21 protein-coding genes are annotated in these 19,682 nt (G+C 66.1%); 9 read left to right on the top strand and 12 right to left on the bottom strand.

Annotated elements, in window-relative coordinates; genetic code table 11:
* Positions 1 to 31: 31 nt before the first annotated feature.
* Positions 32 to 1,318, top strand: coding sequence for an amidohydrolase family protein (locus tag BMW87_RS02695; RefSeq protein ID WP_093073937.1), 1,287 nt, complete (start codon positions 32 to 34; stop codon positions 1,316 to 1,318).
* Between the two features lie 9 nt (positions 1,319 to 1,327).
* Here the strand turns inward: BMW87_RS02695 and BMW87_RS02690 are convergent, their stop codons facing one another.
* Positions 1,328 to 2,632: an ATP-binding protein gene (locus BMW87_RS02690; RefSeq protein ID WP_093073935.1), complete on the bottom strand. Its 1,305-nt coding sequence runs from the start codon at positions 2,630 to 2,632 to the stop codon at positions 1,328 to 1,330.
* Positions 2,629 to 3,351, bottom strand: coding sequence for an osmolarity response regulator transcription factor OmpR (gene ompR / locus BMW87_RS02685; protein WP_093073933.1), 723 nt, complete (start codon positions 3,349 to 3,351; stop codon positions 2,629 to 2,631). The genes BMW87_RS02690 and ompR overlap by 4 nt, the downstream gene beginning before the upstream one ends.
* 194 nt (positions 3,352 to 3,545) lie before the next feature.
* Between ompR and BMW87_RS02680 the strand changes: the two genes are divergently transcribed.
* From BMW87_RS02680 to BMW87_RS02665, 4 genes are read left to right on the top strand one after another with little or no spacing between them, the layout of a single operon-like run.
* On the top strand, positions 3,546 to 3,992 hold the full coding sequence (locus BMW87_RS02680; protein WP_093073931.1) for a hypothetical protein: 447 nt from the start codon (positions 3,546 to 3,548) through the stop codon (positions 3,990 to 3,992).
* Positions 3,993 to 4,009: 17 nt separating this feature from the next.
* A complete protein-coding gene (locus tag BMW87_RS02675) occupies positions 4,010 to 4,300 on the top strand; it encodes an EF-hand domain-containing protein (protein ID WP_093073929.1) in 291 nt (96 codons plus the stop codon).
* Position 4,301: 1 nt separating this feature from the next.
* Positions 4,302 to 5,162, top strand: coding sequence for a sterol desaturase family protein (locus BMW87_RS02670; protein ID WP_093056964.1), 861 nt, complete (start codon positions 4,302 to 4,304; stop codon positions 5,160 to 5,162).
* Complete coding sequence (locus BMW87_RS02665; protein WP_093073927.1) at positions 5,159 to 6,034, top strand: alpha/beta hydrolase; 876 nt, start codon at positions 5,159 to 5,161, stop codon at positions 6,032 to 6,034. The genes BMW87_RS02670 and BMW87_RS02665 overlap by 4 nt, the downstream gene beginning before the upstream one ends.
* On the opposite strand, the gene BMW87_RS02660 is transcribed toward BMW87_RS02665, so the two are convergent.
* Entirely contained in the window at positions 6,031 to 6,882 is an 852-nt protein-coding gene (locus BMW87_RS02660) for an NAD-dependent protein deacetylase (protein ID WP_093073925.1), read from the bottom strand. The two genes, BMW87_RS02665 and BMW87_RS02660, sit on opposite strands and share 4 nt — an antisense overlap.
* A gap of 114 nt (positions 6,883 to 6,996) precedes the next feature.
* On the opposite strand from BMW87_RS02660, the gene BMW87_RS02655 reads away from it, so the two are divergent.
* Complete coding sequence (locus BMW87_RS02655; RefSeq protein ID WP_093073923.1) at positions 6,997 to 7,407, top strand: GFA family protein; 411 nt, start codon at positions 6,997 to 6,999, stop codon at positions 7,405 to 7,407.
* An 11-nt stretch (positions 7,408 to 7,418) separates the two neighbouring features.
* Here BMW87_RS02655 and BMW87_RS02650 read toward each other — a convergent pair whose 3' ends face one another.
* The 7 genes from BMW87_RS02650 to icd all read right to left on the bottom strand — a co-directional run bounded on the left by BMW87_RS02650 (position 7,419) and on the right by icd (position 15,890).
* Positions 7,419 to 7,865 (bottom strand): DUF3574 domain-containing protein, encoded by a 447-nt coding sequence (locus BMW87_RS02650; protein ID WP_093073921.1) that lies wholly within the window; start codon positions 7,863 to 7,865, stop codon positions 7,419 to 7,421.
* A 21-nt stretch (positions 7,866 to 7,886) separates the two neighbouring features.
* Positions 7,887 to 8,621: a CatB-related O-acetyltransferase gene (locus BMW87_RS02645; RefSeq protein ID WP_093073919.1), complete on the bottom strand. Its 735-nt coding sequence runs from the start codon at positions 8,619 to 8,621 to the stop codon at positions 7,887 to 7,889.
* 12 nt (positions 8,622 to 8,633) lie between these two features.
* Positions 8,634 to 10,073, bottom strand: a complete 1,440-nt coding sequence (sbcB, locus tag BMW87_RS02640) for an exodeoxyribonuclease I (protein WP_093056969.1) — start codon at positions 10,071 to 10,073, stop codon at positions 8,634 to 8,636.
* The gene (gene cls / locus BMW87_RS02635) at positions 10,074 to 11,519 is read right to left on the bottom strand and encodes a cardiolipin synthase (protein WP_093073917.1); all 1,446 of its coding nucleotides are present in this window, start codon (positions 11,517 to 11,519) and stop codon (positions 10,074 to 10,076) included.
* Positions 11,520 to 11,631: 112 nt separating this feature from the next.
* Complete coding sequence (gene clpA / locus BMW87_RS02630; RefSeq protein ID WP_093056971.1) at positions 11,632 to 13,953, bottom strand: ATP-dependent Clp protease ATP-binding subunit ClpA; 2,322 nt, start codon at positions 13,951 to 13,953, stop codon at positions 11,632 to 11,634.
* A gap of 67 nt (positions 13,954 to 14,020) precedes the next feature.
* Positions 14,021 to 14,380: an ATP-dependent Clp protease adapter ClpS gene (gene clpS, locus BMW87_RS02625; protein WP_042674481.1), complete on the bottom strand. Its 360-nt coding sequence runs from the start codon at positions 14,378 to 14,380 to the stop codon at positions 14,021 to 14,023.
* A 250-nt stretch (positions 14,381 to 14,630) separates the two neighbouring features.
* A complete protein-coding gene (gene icd, locus BMW87_RS02620) occupies positions 14,631 to 15,890 on the bottom strand; it encodes an NADP-dependent isocitrate dehydrogenase (protein WP_093073915.1) in 1,260 nt (419 codons plus the stop codon).
* Between the two features lie 218 nt (positions 15,891 to 16,108).
* Between icd and BMW87_RS02615 the strand changes: the two genes are divergently transcribed.
* The 3 genes from BMW87_RS02615 (at position 16,109) to BMW87_RS02605 (ending at position 17,359) form a co-directional block, all read left to right on the top strand.
* Positions 16,109 to 16,447 carry a cell envelope biogenesis protein TolA gene (locus tag BMW87_RS02615; protein WP_093056973.1) on the top strand — a complete coding sequence of 113 codons (339 nt, stop codon included), beginning with the start codon at positions 16,109 to 16,111 and terminating at the stop codon, positions 16,445 to 16,447.
* Between the two features lie 153 nt (positions 16,448 to 16,600).
* Positions 16,601 to 16,801, top strand: a complete 201-nt coding sequence (locus BMW87_RS02610; protein ID WP_093075170.1) for a hypothetical protein — start codon at positions 16,601 to 16,603, stop codon at positions 16,799 to 16,801.
* A 99-nt stretch (positions 16,802 to 16,900) separates the two neighbouring features.
* Positions 16,901 to 17,359: a DUF192 domain-containing protein gene (locus tag BMW87_RS02605; protein WP_093073913.1), complete on the top strand. Its 459-nt coding sequence runs from the start codon at positions 16,901 to 16,903 to the stop codon at positions 17,357 to 17,359.
* Positions 17,360 to 17,428: 69 nt separating this feature from the next.
* Here the strand turns inward: BMW87_RS02605 and BMW87_RS02600 are convergent, their stop codons facing one another.
* Complete coding sequence (locus BMW87_RS02600) at positions 17,429 to 18,010, bottom strand: superoxide dismutase (RefSeq protein WP_093073911.1); 582 nt, start codon at positions 18,008 to 18,010, stop codon at positions 17,429 to 17,431.
* A gap of 49 nt (positions 18,011 to 18,059) precedes the next feature.
* Positions 18,060 to 19,373, bottom strand: a complete 1,314-nt coding sequence (xseA, locus tag BMW87_RS02595) for an exodeoxyribonuclease VII large subunit (RefSeq protein ID WP_093075167.1) — start codon at positions 19,371 to 19,373, stop codon at positions 18,060 to 18,062.
* Between the last annotated feature and the right edge of the window lie 309 nt (positions 19,374 to 19,682).

Raw genomic sequence — 19,682 nt, 5'->3', positions numbered from 1 at the left:
AATACCGTTCAACCGATCACAGGGTCCCACGATGCTCGACCTCCTCATCACCAACGCCACCCTCCCTGACGGCCGCACCGGCATGTCGATTGCCGTCGAGGGCGGCCGTATCGCCGAAGTGACCGAAGGCCTCGTCGCCCCGGCGCACGAAAAGCTCGATGCGCAAGGCCTGCTGCTCGCGCCCCACTTCGTCGACCCGCATTTCCACATGGACGCCACGCTCAGCTATGGCCTGCCGCGCGTCAACGAAAGCGGCACGCTGCTCGAAGGCATTGCGCTGTGGGGCGAGCTGAAGCCGCTGCTCACGGCCGACGCGCTGATCGAACGTGCGCTGGCCTACTGCGACTGGGCCGTGGCAAAGGGAATGCTGGCCGTTCGCTCTCATGTGGACACCAGCGACCCGAGCCTGCTGGCGGTCGACGCGCTGCTCGAGGTCAAGCGCCGGGTGGCGCCCTACCTCGATCTGCAACTGGTCGCCTTCCCGCAGGACGGCGTGTTGCGCTCCCCGGGCGGCGTCGAGAACCTGGAGCGCGCGCTCGACAAGGGCGTGGACGTGGTCGGCGGCATTCCGCATTTCGAGCGCACCATGGCCGATGGCGCGGCCAGCGTGAAGCTGCTGTGCGAAATCGCGGCCGGGCGGGGCAAGCTGGTCGACATGCATTGCGACGAGTCCGACGACCCGCTCTCGCGCCACATCGAGACGCTGGCCTTCGAGGCGCAGCGCCTCGGCATGCAAGGCCGGGTGACGGGCTCGCACTGCACATCGATGCACTCGATGGACAACTACTACGTGAGCAAGCTGCTGCCGCTGATCGCGCAGAGCGGCGTGGCCGTCATCGCAAACCCGCTCATCAACATCACGCTGCAGGGCCGCCACGACACCTACCCCAAGCGCCGCGGCATGACGCGCGTGCCCGAGCTGATGGCTGCCGGCGTCAACGTTGCCTTCGGCCACGACTGCGTGATGGACCCGTGGTACGGCATGGGCTCGGGCGACATGCTCGAAGTGGCGCACATGGGCCTGCACGTGGCGCAGATGACCAGCCAGGCCGGCATTCGCCAGTGCTTCGAGGCGGTGACGACGAATGCGGCGCGCGTGATGCACCTGCAGGGTTACGGCATCGAGGCGGGCTGCGACGCGAGCTTCGTGCTTCTGCAGGCGCGCGATCCGGTCGAGGCGATCCGCCTGCGCGCCACGCGACTCAAGGTGTTCCGCAAGGGGCGCTTGGTGGCCGAAACGCCTGCTGCCACTGCGAGCCTGCACCTCACGGGACGCGACGCCGCAACGAGCTGGATGGCACCGAAGCGCGCCGGCTGAACGAGGCCGTCAGCCCGCCGGCAACGGCAGCCGCAGGCGTGCATGCAGGCCCTCGCCCGGGGGTGTCTCCAGTTCGAGCCGACCGCCATGCGCCTGCGCGATGCGCTGCACGATGGCCAGGCCGAGCCCCGCACCTGCCGTCCCGCCGCGATCCGCATTGCCACGGCGGAACGCCTGCTTGAGAGCATCCGCCTCGGCCGGGTCGATGCCGTCGCCGTGGTCGGCGACTTCGACAATCGCCTCCTGCCCTACCACGCGCGTCGACAGCGTGACCGGCGCCCGGCCGTGGCGCCAGGCGTTCTCGATCAGGTTGCCGATGGCGCGCTGCATGGCCTGCTGGCGCAGCGGCAGCGTGGGCGCGCCGCCCAGCTGCAGCGCCATGGGCCGGCCATGGTCGGCGCTGGCCGCGCCCAGCGCCCGGGCCATGTCGTCGAGCGATGTCGGCACCGGCAGCTCGTCACCGTCGCCGCGCGCAAAGTCGAGGAACTGGCCGACGATGGCGTCCATTTCTTCCACGCTGCGCGTCATGCTGCTCACGAGCTCGGGCTCCATGCGGTCGCGCAATATTTCCACGCCCAGGCGCAGCTTGGTGAGCGGCGTGCGCAGGTCGTGCGAGATGCCGGCCAGCATCAGGGCGCGCTCGCGCTCGGTCTGGCGCAGGCTGCCGACCAGTTGATTGAAGCTGCGGCTCACGGTCGCGACTTCGGTGGGACCGTCTTCGGGCAGCGGCATGGGCTCGCGGCCCGCCGCCAGCGTGTGCGCGGCCTCCACCACGCGCACCAGCGGCCGGTTGAGCCGGCGCTGGAACCAAAGCGCACCCGCCAGCGCGAGCAACGCGCTGCCTACAGATACCGCCACCAGCGCACCCGTGAATTCGCGCGCGGGCAAGAGGCCGGGCATCACGACCCAGTGATCGCTTCCATCGAGCGTGAGCCGCAGCGCCAGGCCGCCGTCGGGCTCGCGGCGCCACACGGCCTCCACGCCCTTGCTCGCGATGCGCGCCGACACCGAGCGCACGAAGCCGCGCTCCAGCGGCGTGAGCAGCACGCGCGGGCCGCGCGCCTTGTCGGCGCGGCCAGCCGTCGCCTGCTGGTTGAACCCGTCCACGAATGCCGGCCGCTGGGCCGGCGGCAGCGCCAGCATGCCCGCGCGGATGGCTGCCACGTTGCGCGCCACGCTCTCGGCAATCTGGTCGAGCCGTGGCTTGATGACCATCTCGCGCAACAGCAACCCGCCGCCGATCTGGCCCAGCGCGATGAGCAGCACGAGCAGCAGCGCGTTGCGCCCGAACAGGCTGCGTGGAAAGAGCTTCATGGCACGAACAGGTAACCCACGCCCCAGACCGTGCGGATGTGGCGCGGTTGCGCGGAATCGGCCTCGATGAGCTTGCGCAGGCGCATGACCTGCACGTCGATGCTGCGGTCGGTGGCCTCGTGCTCGCGGCCGTGGGCCAGTTCGATCAGGCGCTCGCGGCCCAACGGCCGGTTGGCGTTGAGCGCCAGCGCCTGGAGCAGCGAAAACTCACCGGTGGTCAGGGGGATATCTTCTTTCGCGCCCTCCACCTCGCGCTCGAGGCGTCGCTCGCCGAGGTGCAGCGTGAAGGCGCCGAAGCGCACGCTTTCCTGCACCGGCGCCGGCCCGGTGTGCGCGCCCAGCATGCGCTGGCGCCGCACCAGCGCCTGGATGCGCGCCAGCAACTCACGCGGGTTGAAGGGCTTCGGCAGGTAGTCGTCGGCGCCCATCTCGAGACCGACGATGCGGTCGACCGGATCGCCGCGCGCAGTCAGCATCAGGATGGGAATGGTCTCACCCTGTGCGCGCAGCCGGCGGCACACAGCCAGGCCGTCTTCGCCGGGCATCATGACGTCGAGCACCAGCACGTCGAAGCGCTCGCGTGCGAGCAGCTTGTCGAGCGGCTGGGCGCTCTCGACGGTGCGCACGGCATAGCCCTGGTCGCCGAGGTAGCGCTGCAGCAGCGCGCGCAGGTCGGCTTCGTCGTCGGCAATCAGGATGCGGGCCAGCGCTTCGGTCATGCGGCGAATCGTAACGGCGGCTGCCTTGCCCGGTCGCGCGGGAATTCATGACAAACGATGACAGAGCCCCGGACGGGCGCTCACGGATTGTCATGAACGCACCGCGCTGCGCCATGGCTGGCTCACATCTCGCGGCCACAGTCGCTTTCACGGCTTCGCGAGGTGCGCAGCCGGCACCGCAAGGAGTCTTGAACATGAAGCGCGTTCTTTCCCTGTCCACTTCCGCCGCGCTGGCCGGCGTGCTGCTGGCGGCGGCCTTCACGGCCACTCAAGCTGGCGCGGCCAGCCGGCATGTCGTGCGGCCCAACGCCGCGGGTGGCACCACCGCCACGAACATGCGCGCGCTACGCGGGCCCGGCGGAGGCTATGCAGCCCGCGCCGGCACGACCTCGGTCAACCCCGACGGCTCGGCCAGCCACCGCAGTGGCTTCGCTACAGCCGGCACGCGCGGCAGCGCAGAAAGCAGCGGCAGCGCGAGCCGCGACGCATCGGGCAACGTAACCCAGAGCCGCAGCACCACTGCCACCAGCGCCGCCACCGGCAACAGCGTGCAGAGCAGCACGAGCTACAACAGCGCCACCGGCCTGACGCACAGCGCCACCTGCTACAGCGCGGCCGGCGCAGTCATTTCCTGCCGTTGATGCAAGGGAGCGTGCCCATGACAACCCGCCACGTCCTGCCGCTGCTGCTCGCAGCCGTGTCCTTTGCCGCCTGCGCCCAGGCGCCCGATGCCGGATGCGCCGAACAGATGCGCGCCGAGCTGCACAAGCGCTTCGGCGCCGCCGACACCAACGTCGATGGCCGTCTCACACGCGACGAAGCACGCGGCAAGATGCCGTGGGTCTACCGCAACTTCGACGCCATCGACAGCGCTCACGCAGGCTCGGTGACGATGGCGCAGATCGAGGCCTATGCCGTGACCCAGCAACGCAGCAGCCGGCAGAAATAGCATGTCCTTCGACCTGATCCGCGAATCGATGGGGCCGGGCATCGCGCTGTGGCTGACCGGCCTGCTCGTCTTCGTGCTGGCCGCAGCCACGCTCGAAGGCCTGGTGCAGAGTTTTGTGCGGCGCCAGGCCTACGACTGGCGCGCCTACGGCGCCTCGCTGGCCGACGCGGTAGGCCGGCGCGCGGTCGATGCGCTGGGCCTGTCGATTGCCGCGCCGGTGCTGGCCTGGGCGCACGCGCACCGGGTCGACACCATTTCACTGTCGACGCCCGCGGCCTTCGCACTGCTCTTCGTAGGGCAGGAGTTCTGCTACTACTGGTATCACCGCGCGGCGCACCGCGTGCGCTGGTTCTGGGCCACGCACGCGGTGCACCACTCGCCCAACGAACTCACGCTGGCTGCCGCGCTGCGCCTGGGCTGGACGGGCAAGCTCACCGGCACGGCCCTGTTCTTCGCGCCGCTGGTGTGGCTGGGCTTTCCGCCGCTGGCGGTGGTGGCCACGCTGGCGGCCAACCTGCTCTACCAGTTCTGGCTGCACGCGCCGTGGATGCCGCGCCTGGGGCCGCTCGAATGGGTACTGAACACGCCGACGCACCACAAGGTGCATCACGCGTCGAACCCGGAATACCTCGACCGCAACTACGGCGGCGTGCTGATCGTGTTCGACCGGATGTTCGGCACCTTCGCTGCCGAGCGCAAGGACGTGACGCTGCGCTACGGCCTCACCACGCCGCTGCGCACCCACAACCCGTTGCGCATCGCCTTCCACGAGTGGGTGAACCTGGGCCGCGACCTCTGGAAGGCCGACGGCTGGCGCGCGAAAATCTCGACCCTCTTCGGTCCTCCGGGAGCTTCGTCATGACACATTTGCTGCGGATTTGCGCGGCCTGGCTGGGCATGCTGCTCTTCTTTCCGGCGATGGCACAGCAAGTTGGCGCGCCGGTCGCCCCCACCGGCGTGCAACGGCTTGCCGACGTGCCCTACGGCCCCGATGCACGCCAGCGCATGGACGTCTATCTGCCACCGAACGCACGCAACGCCCCGGTGCTCGTGATGGTCCACGGCGGCGCGTGGATGTTCGGCAACAAGGCAGCCGCCTCGGTGGTCGACGTGAAGATCGAGCACTGGGTGCGCGACCAGGGCTTCATCCTGGTGTCGGTGGGATACCGCTTCGTGCCGCAGGTCGACGTGATGCAGCAGGCTCAGGACGTGGCGCGCGCGGTGGCCACTGCGCAGGCAAGCGCGCCTTCGTGGGGCGGCGATGCGGGCCGCTTCGTGCTCATGGGCCATTCGGCCGGCGCGCACCTTGTTGCGCTGATCAGTGCATCGCCCGGCATCGCACGGCAGCAAGGCGCACGCCCGTGGCTCGGCACCGTGGCACTCGACAGCGCGGCGCTGGACACTGCGGCACTGATGCGACGTCGCCACATGCCTTTCTATGACCGCGTGTTCGGCGACGACCCCGCCTACTGGCGCACCGTATCGCCCACCGACACTCTTGCGCCTGGTGCACCACCGATGCTGCTGGTGTGCTCGACCCAGCGGCGCGACGGCTCGTGCACGCAGGCGAATCAGTTCGCGACTCGGGCCGCGGCAATTGGTGGCCGCGCGGAGGTAGTGCCTGAAGACCTCACGCACGCGCAGATCGACGGTGAACTGGGCCTGCCCGGTGCCTACACGGCGTCGGTGGACGCGTTCATCCGGTCACTGCGCAAGGCGCCGGGCGAACGCTAGGCCACGCGATCCGGTTGCGGCTCGGGCGCCAGTTGCTGCGCAAGCGCCTCCAGCGCCTCGCCCACCGGCCGTTCGACCTTCAGCGAGAGCAGCGCATCGGCCCGTGTGCGCCCCAGGTTCACCGCCGCCACGGGTTTGCCCGCCGCGGCGGCCGCTTGCACGAAGCGAAAGCCCGAATACACCATCAGCGACGAACCGGCCACGAGCACCGCGTCGGCTTCTTCCAGCGCCGCGAAGGCGGCCGTGACGCGCTCCTTCGGCACGCTTTCGCCGAAGAACACGACGTCGGGCTTGAGCAGGCCACCGCAGTGCGTGCACGCGGGCACGTCGAAGGCGGAGAAATCATGGCCCTGGAGATCGGCGTCGCCGTCTGGCGCGGCACGGGCTTCGAGTGCGGCCCAACTCGGATTGCGCTGCCGCAGTTCGAGCTGCAGCGCCGCGCGCGGCGTGCGCCGCTCGCAGGCCATGCAGCGCACGGTGTCGATGCGCCCGTGCAGGTCGATGGCGCCGCGGCTACCGGCCGCCTCATGCAAGCCATCGACGTTCTGCGTGAGCAGCAAGCCCACGCGGCCCGCCGCCTCCAGCCGCGCCAGCGCGCGGTGCGCCGCACCCGGACGGGCGCCGGCCATCGTCGGCCAGCCGATCAGGCTGCGCGCCCAGTAGCGCTGTCGCGTGGACTCCTCGCCCATGAAGGCCTGGTAGGTGACGGGCAACGGGCGCTTCCATTCGCCCTCGACGTCCCGGTAGTCGGGAATGCCCGATTCGGTGCTGCACCCCGCGCCGGTGAGCACGAAGAGCTTGCGGTGGCGGGTGGCGAAGTCGGCGAGCGCGGTGGAATTGGCGTCCATCCGGGGAGCATACGTGGCCGCGCCAGAGGCTGCGCGGCCGGGGAAATAGCCAGCCATTGCGCCCGCAGGCCGCTCTTCCTACGATGCCCACTTCCCCCGAAAAAAGGAATTCGCATGCAAGTACAAGGCGCCTGTCACTGCGGCCAGATCACCTTCGAAGCCGACCTCGATCCGGAGAAGGTTTCGCTGTGCAATTGCAGCGACTGCCAGGTGCTGTCGGGCTCCGCCTACCGCGTGTCGGTGCCTGTGCCGGCCTCCAGCTACCGGCTGCTGACCGGCACGCCGAAGACCTACGTGAAGACGGCAGACAGCGGCGCGCGGCGACGACACGGCTTCTGCGCGAACTGCGGCTCGCCAATCTGGGCCGCCGCGGACAGCGACACACCGCCAAGCTATGCGCTGCGCGTGGGAGCACTGGCGCAGCGCGCATTGCTGCCCCCGCGTCGCCGTATCTGGTGCCGCTCCGCGCTGGCGTGGTCGGAAGACCTGAGCGGGCTGCCGGCCATCGACGGACAACCCTCCTGAGCGCGGCAGCCTCAGAAGCGGACGCAGACGGATTGCCGCTCCTGCAGCACCGCCTCTTGCGCGAAGCGCTGGCGGTAAGTGCCGATGATGCTGGCGATGGCGGCGTCGTCCTTGTCGCTGCGCGGATGCAGCAGCACCACCAGCTTGGAGCGCTCGCGCACCACGTCGCCCGACACGCCGCGCCACTGGCCGGCGGCATCGATCACCGTCAGGCCCTGCGGAAAAGCCGGCGTCATGGTGGTGTCGAGAAAGCCCGTCCACTCGGCATCCGACACCTGGCCGCCCGAGGGAATGGCCCGGCCGAAATAGAGCGTGTCGCGCTCGAAGGTCTCGAAGCTGCTCCCGCAGGCTTTCGCCGCACCAGGCGCCGATGGCAATGCGCTGCATCCGGCGAGCGCCGCGGCCATCGCGACGGCTGCCAGCGCGGTGCGGACAAGGGGCGAAATACCTGTAGTCATGCGAAATACCTCCATGCGTGATCAACCCGGCAGAAAGACCAGCGGCGCAGGCTGGCCCTCGGCGGGCGGCGTACCGTGGTCGAGCAGGCGCCAGCCGGGATTCCAGCGCGACAGACGACCTTCTGCAACGGCGGCCTCCAGTGTCGACTGGGCTTTTTCAGGATGCTGCCAATCGAGCGCCAACGTGCGCGAGTCCCAGTCCCACCAGGGGCAGGCCTGGATACGTTCGATGAGCGCATCGGGAAAACGCTGGCGGATCGCCCTGGCCGGCACGCCGCCAACGACGGTGAAAGGCGCCACGTCGCGGGTCACCACAGCGCCCGCTCCGATCACTGCGCCGTCGCCGATGGTGATGCCGCTCTTGAGGCTGACCCTGGAGCCAATCCACACGTCATTGCCGATCACGACTGGAGAGTGCGACGGAAACTGACCTACTGACTGGTGCCGGTAGGGCTCAGGAAAATTCGGCGCATAGGCCAGCATGTGCGTCGTGAGCCAGCCGGCGGGATGGTCCGACAGGGTCTGCACACCGTCGCCGATCGAGCAATAGCGCCCCATGCGCACGTCGACGAGCAATGCGCCCGGCGAGATGCTCGAATACGCGCCCACCGAACACCCGCCGTGCATCTGCACGGCATGCCACACGCGCACCGGTGTCTCGAAGCGGAATGGCGTTGGCAGCAGCGAGCCTTCCGACAGGAACAGCCCGTAGCTTTCGAGCCCCTTCGACAGTTCGGCGTTGATCGAGAGGCTCATGGGCGACGCGGATCAAGCCTCGGGCGCGATGGCCTCGGCGTATTCGTAGAGCGCGCCGAGGATTTCCTCGCCACGCTCGTCGGCGTTCTCGGACAGCGCATCGACCTCGCTGAACAGCATCTCGATGGTGCGAGCCCCGCCCTCGCCCTTGAAGAGCTTCGCCACGCGCAAGGCTTCCCAGCGTTCGGCCTCGTCCTCATTGAGCAGTTCTGGCCAGTTGCGTGCGCGGTAGCGGAACAGGATCTCGTCGAGCCGTCCGTCGTCGAAGCCGGTGCGGTCTTTGGCCAGCTCCTCGGGCGACAGGCCGCGCAACTGGTTGAGGCGCCGGCGGTCGGCGTTGCCGACGAAGCCGCCGTAGAGGTCTTCGTCGACGTCGGGCGTTGCCTCCTTTGGCCGGGCATACACCTGCGACCAGATGGCGCTCATGTCGGGCAGGTCGCGTGCGATGGCGGCGTGGCGCATGGCCGTGTCGAGGTCGACGCCCCAGCGCTCGGCCATGGCCGGCGCCAGCGTGCGCAGGTTGCCGACCACCATCGGCGACTTGTTCAGGTGCACGCCCTTCACGGGCAGGCGCACCACGCCTTCAGGCAGGTCGGCCGTGCGGGTGAACAGGCGCAGCCGCAGCGTATCGACGTCGATGTCGCGCAGCTCGCTCGGGTCATACGCAAGGTCCCAGGCAAGCAGTTCGTTCTTGTTGGTCGGATGGCTGGCCAGCGGCCACATCACGGCCAGGCAGCCGCGCTCGACCGGGAACATGCCCGAGACGTGCAGGAAGGGCTTCGCGGTTTCACGCATCGCGGGCAGGCCGAGTTCGCTGGCAACGCGGTCCTTCTTGTGCAGGCCGAATGCGAAGTCGAACAGCTTGGGCTGCTTGTCGCGGATCAGGCGTGCCAGTGCGATGGTGGCGCGCACGTCGGAAAGCGCATCGTGCGCCGACTCGTGCAGCAGGCCGTTGGCGCGCGCCAGGTCTTCGAGCTTGAAGCTGGGCTTGCCGTCTTCCTTCTTCGGCCACTCGATGCCGTCGGGGCGCAGCGCGTACGTCAGGCGCACCACGTCGAGCAGGTCCCAGCGGCCGCAGTCGTTCTGCCACTCGCGCGCATAGGGGTCGATCAGGTTGCGCCAGAACAGGAAGCGCGTGACCTCGTCATCGAAGCGGATGGTGTTGTAGCCGACGCCGATGGTGCCGGGCTGCGAGAAGGCGCGCTCGATGTGCGCGGCGAATTCATGCTCGGGGATGCCGCGCTCCAGGCACACCTGCGGCGTGATGCCGGTGATCAGGCAGGCCTCGGGGCTGGGCAGGTAGTCCGGCGCGGGCTTGCAATAAATCATCAGCGGCTCGCCGACTTCGTTGAGCTCGGCGTCGGTGCGGATGGCGGCGAACTGCGAGGGACGATCGCGACGCGGCACTGCGCCGAAGGTTTCGTAGTCGTGCCAGAGAAAGGTGTGGTTCATTCAGAGCAAGGGTGAAAACAAGCGCGCAATGGCGTCGCCGAGGCGGCGCCAGAAACTCTGGTGCCGGTTGCCGCGCACCGCGCCGGAACTCTGCAGGTCGGTCTCGAACTGCGCCGCCAGCGGCCGGGTCAGTTCCGGACCATAAACCACCGCGCACACCTCGAAGTTGAGGCGGAAGCTGCGGTTGTCGAAATTCGCGGTGCCGATCATCGCGCAATGGTCGTCGACCACCAAGGTCTTGGAGTGCAGCATGCGCGCCTTGTACTCCCAGACCTTCACGCCGGCGGCGATGAGCTCGTCGAAGTACGAGCGCGCGGCGGCGCTCACGATGGCCGAATCGCTGCGGCGCGGCACGAGCAGACGCACGTCGACGCCACGCAGCGCGGCACTGGTGAGCGCCATCAGCGCCGGCTCGCCGGGCACGAAGTACGGTGTGGTGAGCCAGGCGCGGTGCGTGGCCGAGTGAATGGCCTCGACGTGCATTCGGTGGATGGCTTCCATCGCGTTGTCGGGGCCGCTGGTGATGATCTGCACGGGAATGTCGCCGGCTTCCAGCTGCGGCAGCATGGCGTTCAGGGTGTCGTCCATGCCGCGCGGGTCTTCGCCGGTGGCGTAGGTCCAGTCTTCGAGGAAGGTGGTCTGCAGCCAGCGCACCGCGCTGCCTTCGATGCGCAGGTGCACGTCGTGGTAGGCGTCGGGGTTGGTGCGCTTGTCCTCCTCGTCGGTGATGTTCACGCCGCCCGTGAAGCCGATGCGACCATCGCACACAACGATCTTGCGGTGGGTGCGGTAGTTGGTCACCGGGCGCAGGCGGCGGCCGATCTTGGTGTCGTGGAACAGCGCGACCTTCACGCCCGCCTCGAGCATCGGCGCCATGAAATTGCGGCCGATGCGCTTGGAGCCCAGTGCGTCGATCAGCAGCCGCACCGTCACGCCCTGCTTCGCGCGCTCGATCAGCAGGTCGCGCAAGGCCGTGCCGATCTTGTCGGGCTCGAAGATGTAGTACTCGAGGTGGATGTGGTTCTGCGCGGCGCGCACGGCCTCGAAGATCGCGTCGAAAGTGCGCGCGCCGCCTGAAAGCAGCTCGACGTCGACGGCGCTCGACACCGGTAGCCCGCAGGTCGCGGTGCCCAGTTTGGCCATCTGTTGCAGCGCCGGCGGGGCGTTCTGCGCCGCATCGCGCAGCCGCGCCACGTCGGCCTGGGCGGAGGCGCCGGCGCGGCTGCGCAGGCGCTTGAGCCGCTGCTTTCGCAGGCGCTGCGGCCCGAGGAAGTAGTAGATGACGAAGCCCGCGAACGGCAGCAGCGCCAGCGACAGGATCCAGCTCATCGTGGACACCGGCGCGCGCTTCTGCATCACGATCCAGATCGACAACACCGCGATGTAGCCGCTCCACGCCAGGGAGAGGCCGGTTTTCCATTCGTGGCTGAGTTCGGGGAGGATCAAGGCGAGGAGGCTTCGTGATTTCGGCGGCCCAAAGAAAAAGGCCGGCAGCGTGATGCTACCGGCCTTTGGAGGCGGTTCCGCGACCTCATCGGCCGCGGACTGCCCGGTTCTTTCAACCTGTCGCAGCTTCTTCAGCTTCGGGCTTCGACTTGCCTTCCTTCTTCGAAAGCGGCTGGATGTCGAGCAGCACTTCGTCCTTGTCGTCGAGGTCGACTTCGAGGCGGCCGCCGTCGGTCAGGCGACCGAACAGCAGCTCGTCGGCCAGCGCACGACGGATCGTGTCCTGGATCAGGCGCTGCATCGGGCGTGCACCCATCAACGGATCGAAGCCCTTCTTCGCCAGGTGCTTGCGCAGCTTGTCGCTGAAGGTGACTTCCACCTTCTTCTCGCTGAGTTGCGTTTCCAGCTGGAGCAGGAACTTGTCGACCACGCGCAGGATGATGTTTTCATCGAGCGCCTTGAAGTTGACGATGGCATCCAGCCGGTTGCGGAACTCGGGCGAGAACAGGCGCTTGATGTCGCCCATTTCGTCGCCCGCCTGGCGCGGGTTGGTGAAGCCGATGGTCGCCTTGTTCATGGTCTCGGCACCCGCATTCGTCGTCATGATGATGATGACGTTGCGGAAGTCGGCCTTGCGCCCATTGTTGTCCGTCAGCGTGCCATGGTCCATGACCTGCAGCAGCACGTTGAAGATGTCCGGGTGTGCCTTCTCGATTTCGTCGAGCAGCAGCACCGCGTGCGGCTTCTTCGTGACGGCTTCGGTCAGCAGGCCGCCCTGGTCGAAACCGACGTAGCCCGGAGGCGCGCCGATCAGGCGACTCACCGCGTGACGCTCCATGTACTCCGACATGTCGAAGCGGATCAGCTCGATGCCCATGATATAGGCCAGCTGCTTCGCCGCTTCGGTCTTGCCGACGCCCGTGGGGCCGGAGAACAGGAACGAGCCGATCGGCTTGTCGCCCTTGCCCAGGCCCGAGCGTGCCATCTTGACCGCGGAGGCGAGCACTTCGAGCGCCTTGTCCTGGCCGAACACCACGCTCTTGAGGTCGCGCTCGATGGTCTGCAGCTTGCTGCGGTCGTCGTTGCTGACGTTGGCCGGGGGAATGCGCGCGATCTTCGCCACGATTTCCTCGACTTCCGTCTTGCTGATGGTCTTCTTGCGCTTGCTCGGCGGCAGGATGCGCTGGGCGGCGCCCGCTTCGTCGATGACGTCGATGGCCTTGTCGGGCAGGTGACGGTCATTGATGTATTTGGCGCTGAGCTCGGCCGCGGCCTGCAGGGCCGCCACGGCGTACTTCACGCCATGGTGTTCCTCGAAGCGCGACTTCAGGCCCTTCAGGATGTCGACGGTTTCCTGCACCGACGGCTCGACCACGTCGACCTTCTGGAAGCGACGCGAGAGGGCCGCATCCTTTTCGAAGATGCCGCGGTATTCCGTGAAGGTGGTCGCGCCGATGCACTTGAGCTGTCCGCTCGAGAGCGCCGGCTTGAGCAGGTTCGACGCGTCGAGCGTGCCGCCCGAGGCTGCGCCCGCACCGATCAGGGTGTGGATTTCGTCGATGAACAGGATGGCGTTCGGCTTGTCCTTGAGCGACTTGAGAACGCCCTTCAGGCGCTGTTCGAAGTCGCCGCGGTACTTGGTGCCGGCCAGCAGCGCGCCCATGTCGAGCGAGAACACGTTCGACTCGGCCAGGATTTCCGGCACGTCGCCCTGCGTGATGCGCCATGCGAGGCCCTCGGCGATGGCGGTCTTGCCCACGCCAGCTTCACCCACCAGCAGCGGGTTGTTCTTGCGCCGGCGGCACAGGATCTGGATGACGCGCTCGACCTCGTACTCACGGCCGATCAGCGGATCGATCTTGCCGTCCTTGGCCATCTGGTTGAGGTTTTGCGTGAACTGCTCGAGCGGCGACGCCTTCTCGTTGCGCTCGCCGCCACCGTCTTCGCCTTCGCCCGAAGGCGCTTCGCCGCTGCCCTTGACGGCTTCCGGCGGATCGCTCTTCTTGATGCCGTGGGCAATGAAGTTGACCACGTCGAGGCGGGTGACGCCCTGCTGGTGCAGGTAGTACACGGCGTGCGAGTCCTTCTCGCCGAAGATCGCGACCAGCACGTTGGCGCCGGTGACTTCCTTCTTGCCGTTGCCGGTGGACTGCACATGCATGATGGCGCGCTGGATGACGCGCTGGAAACCCAGGGTCGGCTGGGTGTCTACATCGTCGGTACCCGCCACCTGAGGCGTGTTGTCCTTGATGAAGTTGGTGAGCGACGCCCGAAGGTCGTCGACGTTCGCCGAGCAGGCGCGCAGAACTTCTGCGGCGCTCGGGTTGTCCAGCAAAGCGAGCAGCAGATGCTCCACGGTGATGAACTCGTGGCGCTGCTGCCGGGCCTCGACAAAGGCCATGTGCAAGCTGACTTCCAGTTCCTGGGCAATCATGTGATTTCCTTTTGCCTTGCTGTAAATAAGTTCTCAGATGGGTTGGAGCTTGCGCAATTCAACAGGTTCACGCAACTGGCTCACTGACACATTGCAGCGGGTGCCCAGCCTGCTGCGCCGCTTCCATGACCTGATTGACCTTGGTGGCCGCCATGTCGCGGGAATAGACCCCACAGACGCCGCGGCCATCGAGGTGGATCTTCAACATGATCTGGGTCGCGGTTTCTCGGTCCTTGCTGAAATATTCCTGCAGCACGACGATCACGAACTCCATAGGGGTGTAGTCGTCGTTCAGCATGACCACCTGGTACATCTGGGGCGGCGCGGTTTTCTGCGGCCGGCGCTCCAGGACGACCGAATCTCCGTCATCCCCGGCCGGCTTCTGGGCCGGCGGAGTGCTGGGAGTTTTGGGAATTCTCGTTGCCATGAAAAAGATTCTATAGAGCGTGCAAGCACCGTGCCGGCGAAAAAAACTTGGTGGCGCGTATCCGACAATTCAAGGGCATTGCGGCGGTTGCGACAGCTTTTTTGATGAAGCGCACCTGCGGAGAGTTTTAGGCAAAAAGGGATGGCCGCGGCCCGATCGAAGAGCCAATAAAAAGCCCTTGAATTCCTTCTGGAAGTTCAAGGGCCCATTGCATTGCAACGACGTCGCAAGACGTCGAAGCACGCGGCAATTACATGTGGTCGATCATCACCTGGCCGAAGCCCGAGCAGCTTACCTGCGTGGCGCCGTCCATCAGGCGGGCGAAGTCGTAGGTGACCTTCTTGCTGGCAATAGATTTTTCCATCGAGCTGATGATCAGGTCGGCAGCCTCCTTCCAGCCCATGTGGCGCAGCATCATTTCAGCCGAGAGGATTTCGGAGCCTGGGTTCACGTAGTCTTTGCCGGCGTACTTGGGTGCCGTGCCGTGGGTGGCTTCGAACATGGCGACGGTGTCGCTCAGATTCGCGCCCGGGGCGATGCCGATGCCACCGACCTGCGCGGCCAACGCGTCGGACACGTAGTCGCCGTTGAGGTTGAGCGTGGCAATCACGCTGTACTCGGCGGGACGCAGCAGGATCTGCTGGAGGAATGCATCGGCGATGCTGTCCTTGACGGTGATTTCCTTGCCCGTCTTCGGGTTCTTGAACTTCATCCACGGGCCACCGTCGATCAGTTCAGCGCCGAACTCCTTGGCTGCGAGGCCGTAACCCCAGTCACGGAAGCCACCTTCGGTGAACTTCATGATGTTGCCCTTGTGCACCAAGGTGACGCTGGGCTTGTCGTTGTCGATGGCGTACTGGAATGCCTTGCGCACGAGGCGCTCGGTGCCTTCCCTCGACACGGGCTTGACGCCAATGCCCGAGGTGTTGGGGAAACGGATCTTCTTGACACCCATCTCGTCCTGCAGGAACTTGATGAGCTTCTTGGCCTTGTCGCTCTCGGCTTCGAACTCGATGCCCGCGTAGATGTCTTCCGAGTTCTCGCGGAAGATCACCATGTTGGTCTTGTGCGGCTCGCGCACCGGGCTCGGCACGCCTTCGAAATACTGGATGGGGCGCAGGCAGACATAAAGGTCGAGTTCCTGGCGCAGCGCAACGTTCAGCGAGCGGATGCCACCGCCGACGGGCGTGGTCAGCGGGCCCTTGATGGAGACCACGTAGTCGCGCACAGCGTGCAGGGTTTCCTCGGGGAGCCAGACGTCGGGACCATAGACCTTGGTCGACTTTTCGCCGGCATAGACCTCCATCCAGTGGATCTTCTTCTTGCCGCCATAGGCCTTGGCCACCGCTGCGTCCACCACCTTCAGCATCACTGGCGTGATGTCCAGGCCGGTCCCGTCGCCTTCGATGAAGGGAATGATCGGTTGGTCAGGCACATTCAGCGAGTTGTCGGCGTTGACCGTGATCTTCTGACCTTCGGTCGGGACTTTGATGTGCTGATAACTGGTCATGAGGGGGGATGGCTCCGGGATTGACGTAATTTTGACGACTGTCAGCGAATTCAGACACGGGGTGGATTCGCTGTACAGCCCGCGAACAAATCGCTGTACATTTTAGACGCAACCCATCAGCAAGCGTTTGTCAACCGGCGAGCCAATGGGCTCGTTAGTGGCTGACCTTCTGCTCGCCGGGAGGCGTTTCCAACCAATTCTCGATAGAGGAATCATCAATGAGCAAAATTCTCGCAGTCATGATCGCTGGCCTGTTCGCCGCTGGCGCCTACGCCCAAAACCCGGCCGGTACGACGCCTGAGCAAGGTAACGCCACCAACAGCAAGTCGCAGCAACGTGCCGAAGCCAAGAAGGCTGCCAAGCCCGCTGGCCAAGTCAAGGCTGCCGCTGGCGACGAAGCCAAGACGCCCGAAGGCGGCGCCATCGGTGCCGACAAGGCTGCTGCCTCTGGCGAGAAGCGCGCAAGCACCCGCGACCAGCGTCGTCGCAACAAGGACGGCAGCGTGAAGCGCAAGTCGACCCAAGGCGGTACGCCTGACATGGCAGGCGCCAAGTAAGTCGGCCCAGCCCCAGAAAAGAGCGCTCTTCGGAGCGCTTTTTTTTCGCCTGCCGCAAGCGTTCTGCTGTCAACCGCAGGAATCGGCCTCCGTTGAATGTCTACCTTCCGCAGGGAGGGCAATCCAAATCAACGAATTTCAAAGGATATGTTCATGAACAAGCTGCTCGCAGCCCTGGTCGCTGGTCTCTTCGCTGCCGGTGCTTTCGCTCAACAAGCCGAACCCACCACCGCTGCTCCCGCAGCCGCTCCCAAGGCCGCCAAGCACGCGCCTGCCAAGAAGCACGCTGCTGCCAAGAAGCACAAGGTCAGCCACGTGGCCAAGGCCCACACGGCCGCTGCCAAGAAGGTGTAAGCTTTCACGCTCACCGGCAATGCCCGCATCAGCGGGCATTTTTATTGGCGTTTTTTTGATTTAGGCCGGGCCCTGACCCCGCCCTGAAAGAGTTGCCCGATGTTCCAGCGTCTAGCCGCCCTGCTCCTCGCGTCCGCGTCCTTAATGATGCCTGCGCACGCCCAGCAGCAACCCCAGACTGACCTGCCGCGCACGCAGTTGTCGGTCGGCCTGTACAAGATCGATGCGCAGATTGCGCAAACACCCCTGCAACGCGAAATCGGCCTGATGTTCCGCAAGGAAATGCCGCAGGCCGAAGGCATGATCTTCGTGTTCGAGCAGCCCGCCACTCAGTGCTTCTGGATGCGCAACACGATCCTTCCGCTGACTGCCGCTTTCGTGGCCGACGATGGCCGCATCGTGAATCTGGTCGACATGCAACCCATGACCGAGAACTCGCACTGCTCCCTGGAGCCGGTGCGCTACGTGCTCGAAATGAACCAGGGCTGGTTCGCCAAGAAGAACATCAAGAAGGGCGCAAAGCTCGGCGGCGAACTGTTCGCAGCCACCAAGCGCTGAGCTTCTGCTGCCTGAAGCCCACAAAAAAGCCGACCCTTGGGTCGGCTTTTTTGATGGGGAGCCCCGGGCTCAGCCGAAGTTCTTGGCGACGAAGTCCCAGTTCACCAGCTTGGCCAGGAAGGTCTCGACGAACTTCGGGCGCAGGTTGCGGTAGTCGATGTAGTAGGCGTGTTCCCAGACGTCCACGGTCAGCAGCGCGGTGTCTGCAGTGGTCAGCGGCGTGCCGGCGGCGCCGGTGTTCACGATGTCCACCGAACCGTCGGCCTTCTTCACCAGCCACGTCCAGCCCGAACCGAAGTTGCCCACGGCCGACTTCACGAAGGCTTCCTTGAAGGCGTCGTAGCTGCCCCACTTGGCTTCGATGGCCTTGGCCAGCGCGCCGGTGGGAGCGCCGCCGCCTTGGGGCTTCATGCAGTTCCAGAAGAAGGTGTGGTTCCAGATCTGGGCAGCGTTGTTGTAGATGCCGCCGCTGGACTTCTTGATGATCTCTTCAAGCGAGAGCGACTCGAACTCGGTGCCCTTTTGCAGGTTGTTGAGGTTCACCACGTAGGCGTTGTGGTGCTTGCCGTAGTGGTACTCGAGGGTTTCCTTCGAATACTCGGGTGCCAGCGCGTCGAGGGCGTACGGCAGGGGTGGGAGCACATGTTCCATGGTTTTTTCTCGTGGGTTGGTTGTGGGAATCAGGGATTCTAGGAAGTAATTATTGAGGCAGCGTCGGACGCGTTCCCGTCGCGTCGCCCGGCGTGACGGTCAGGTCGACTTCGCCATCGGCGAGCCGCGCCTTGACGGCGTCGCCCGCCGCCAGTTGCGTTGCGCTGACGATCGCATGACCGTCTGTATCGGTCAGCCACGCATAGCCGCGCTGCAAGACCAGTGCCGGATCGAGCAGTCGCATGCGCAAGGCCACGCGTTCCAGGCGCTCGCGACGCTGCACCAGCGCTCGCCCCAGCTTCAAGGGAAAGTCGGCGGCGATTGACCGGGGCGCCTGCGACAGGCGCACCCGTCTCGACAGCACCGCATATCGAAGGCGCTGCACATGGTGCGCCAGGCGCAGTTGCTGGCGCGTCACTAGGTTCGAGGGTCGGCCGAGACGCCCCGCCGCCTGGTCGACGCGCTGCCCGAGGGCGTCGAGGCGCCCGCCCAGCGCATCGCCGAGACGCTCGTCGAGCAGATCGAGCGCACCGAGCCACATGTCGCGCGGCGCACTCACCAATTCCGCCGCGGCCGTTGGCGTGGGCGCGCGCAGATCGGCGCAGAAATCGGCGATGGTGAAGTCGGTTTCGTGCCCCACGCCACTGACCAACGGCACCGGACTTTGCACGATGGTGCGCGCCAGAGCCTCGTCGTTGAAGGCCCAGAGGTCTTCGATGGAGCCACCACCACGCACCAGCAGGATCACGTCGACCGCAGGCGCGAGGTCATAGAGCGATTGCAGCGCCCGCACCAGTTCGGCCGGCGCATTGGCTCCTTGCACTGCCGCCGGCGCAAGCACGACCGGAATGTGTGGAACGCGCCTTCGCAGCGCCGTAACCACATCGTGCAAGGCGGCCGCGCCCAGCGACGTGACGACGCCGACCGCGCGCGGCATGGCCGGGAGCGCTCGCTTGCGCGCCGGATCGAAGAGTCCTTCGGCTTCCAGGCGTGCCTTGCGTTGCATGAACTGCTCGAACAAGGCGCCCTGCCCGGCTCGCCGCAGACTCTCTACAACCAGTTGAAGATCGCCGCGTGGCTCGTACACCGCAAGACGCCCGCGCACCTCGACCTGATCGCCATCGCGGGGCGAAAAGTCGAGCAACCCGGCAGCCCGGCGGAACATCGCGCAGCGCAGCTGGCCCGACTCGTCCTTGAGCGCGAAGTAACAATGTCCACTTGACGCGCGCGAAAAACCCGAGATCTCGCCGCGCACGGTCACCGGATTGAAGCGCGCATCGAGCGCGTCGGCCACCGCGTGGCACAACGCGCCGACTGCCCAGACGCGTGGCCCGGGCGCGGAATTCGATTCACGCAAGTTCACAAAATGCACGCTCGGCCAAATGCCACTCTTCCACAACGGGCCGCACGCCCCCTGTCTTCAGACCCCGGTGCGGGGCAGGCGCACGGTTTCTCGTGCAAGCCGTTGATTTCATTGAAAAAAGTGCTGCTCAAAATTCAGTCGATCTAGCAGAAAGGCCGCCCCATGCGGGTCCGGATGAGTTGCGCAGCAGGTTAATCACAAAGTTATCCACAGAATCTGTGCGTCCTTGCCGACACAAAAACAAGGCGCGTGCTGACGGTGGGCTCAGTGGATAATCGCCGCGCATTTGCAGTCTACGGGCCGGAGGAT

Source organism: Variovorax sp. OV084, from assembly GCF_900111625.1.
Lineage (GTDB): Bacteria > Pseudomonadota > Gammaproteobacteria > Burkholderiales > Burkholderiaceae_C > Variovorax.
This window is presented reverse-complemented; position numbering and strand designations above follow the sequence as displayed.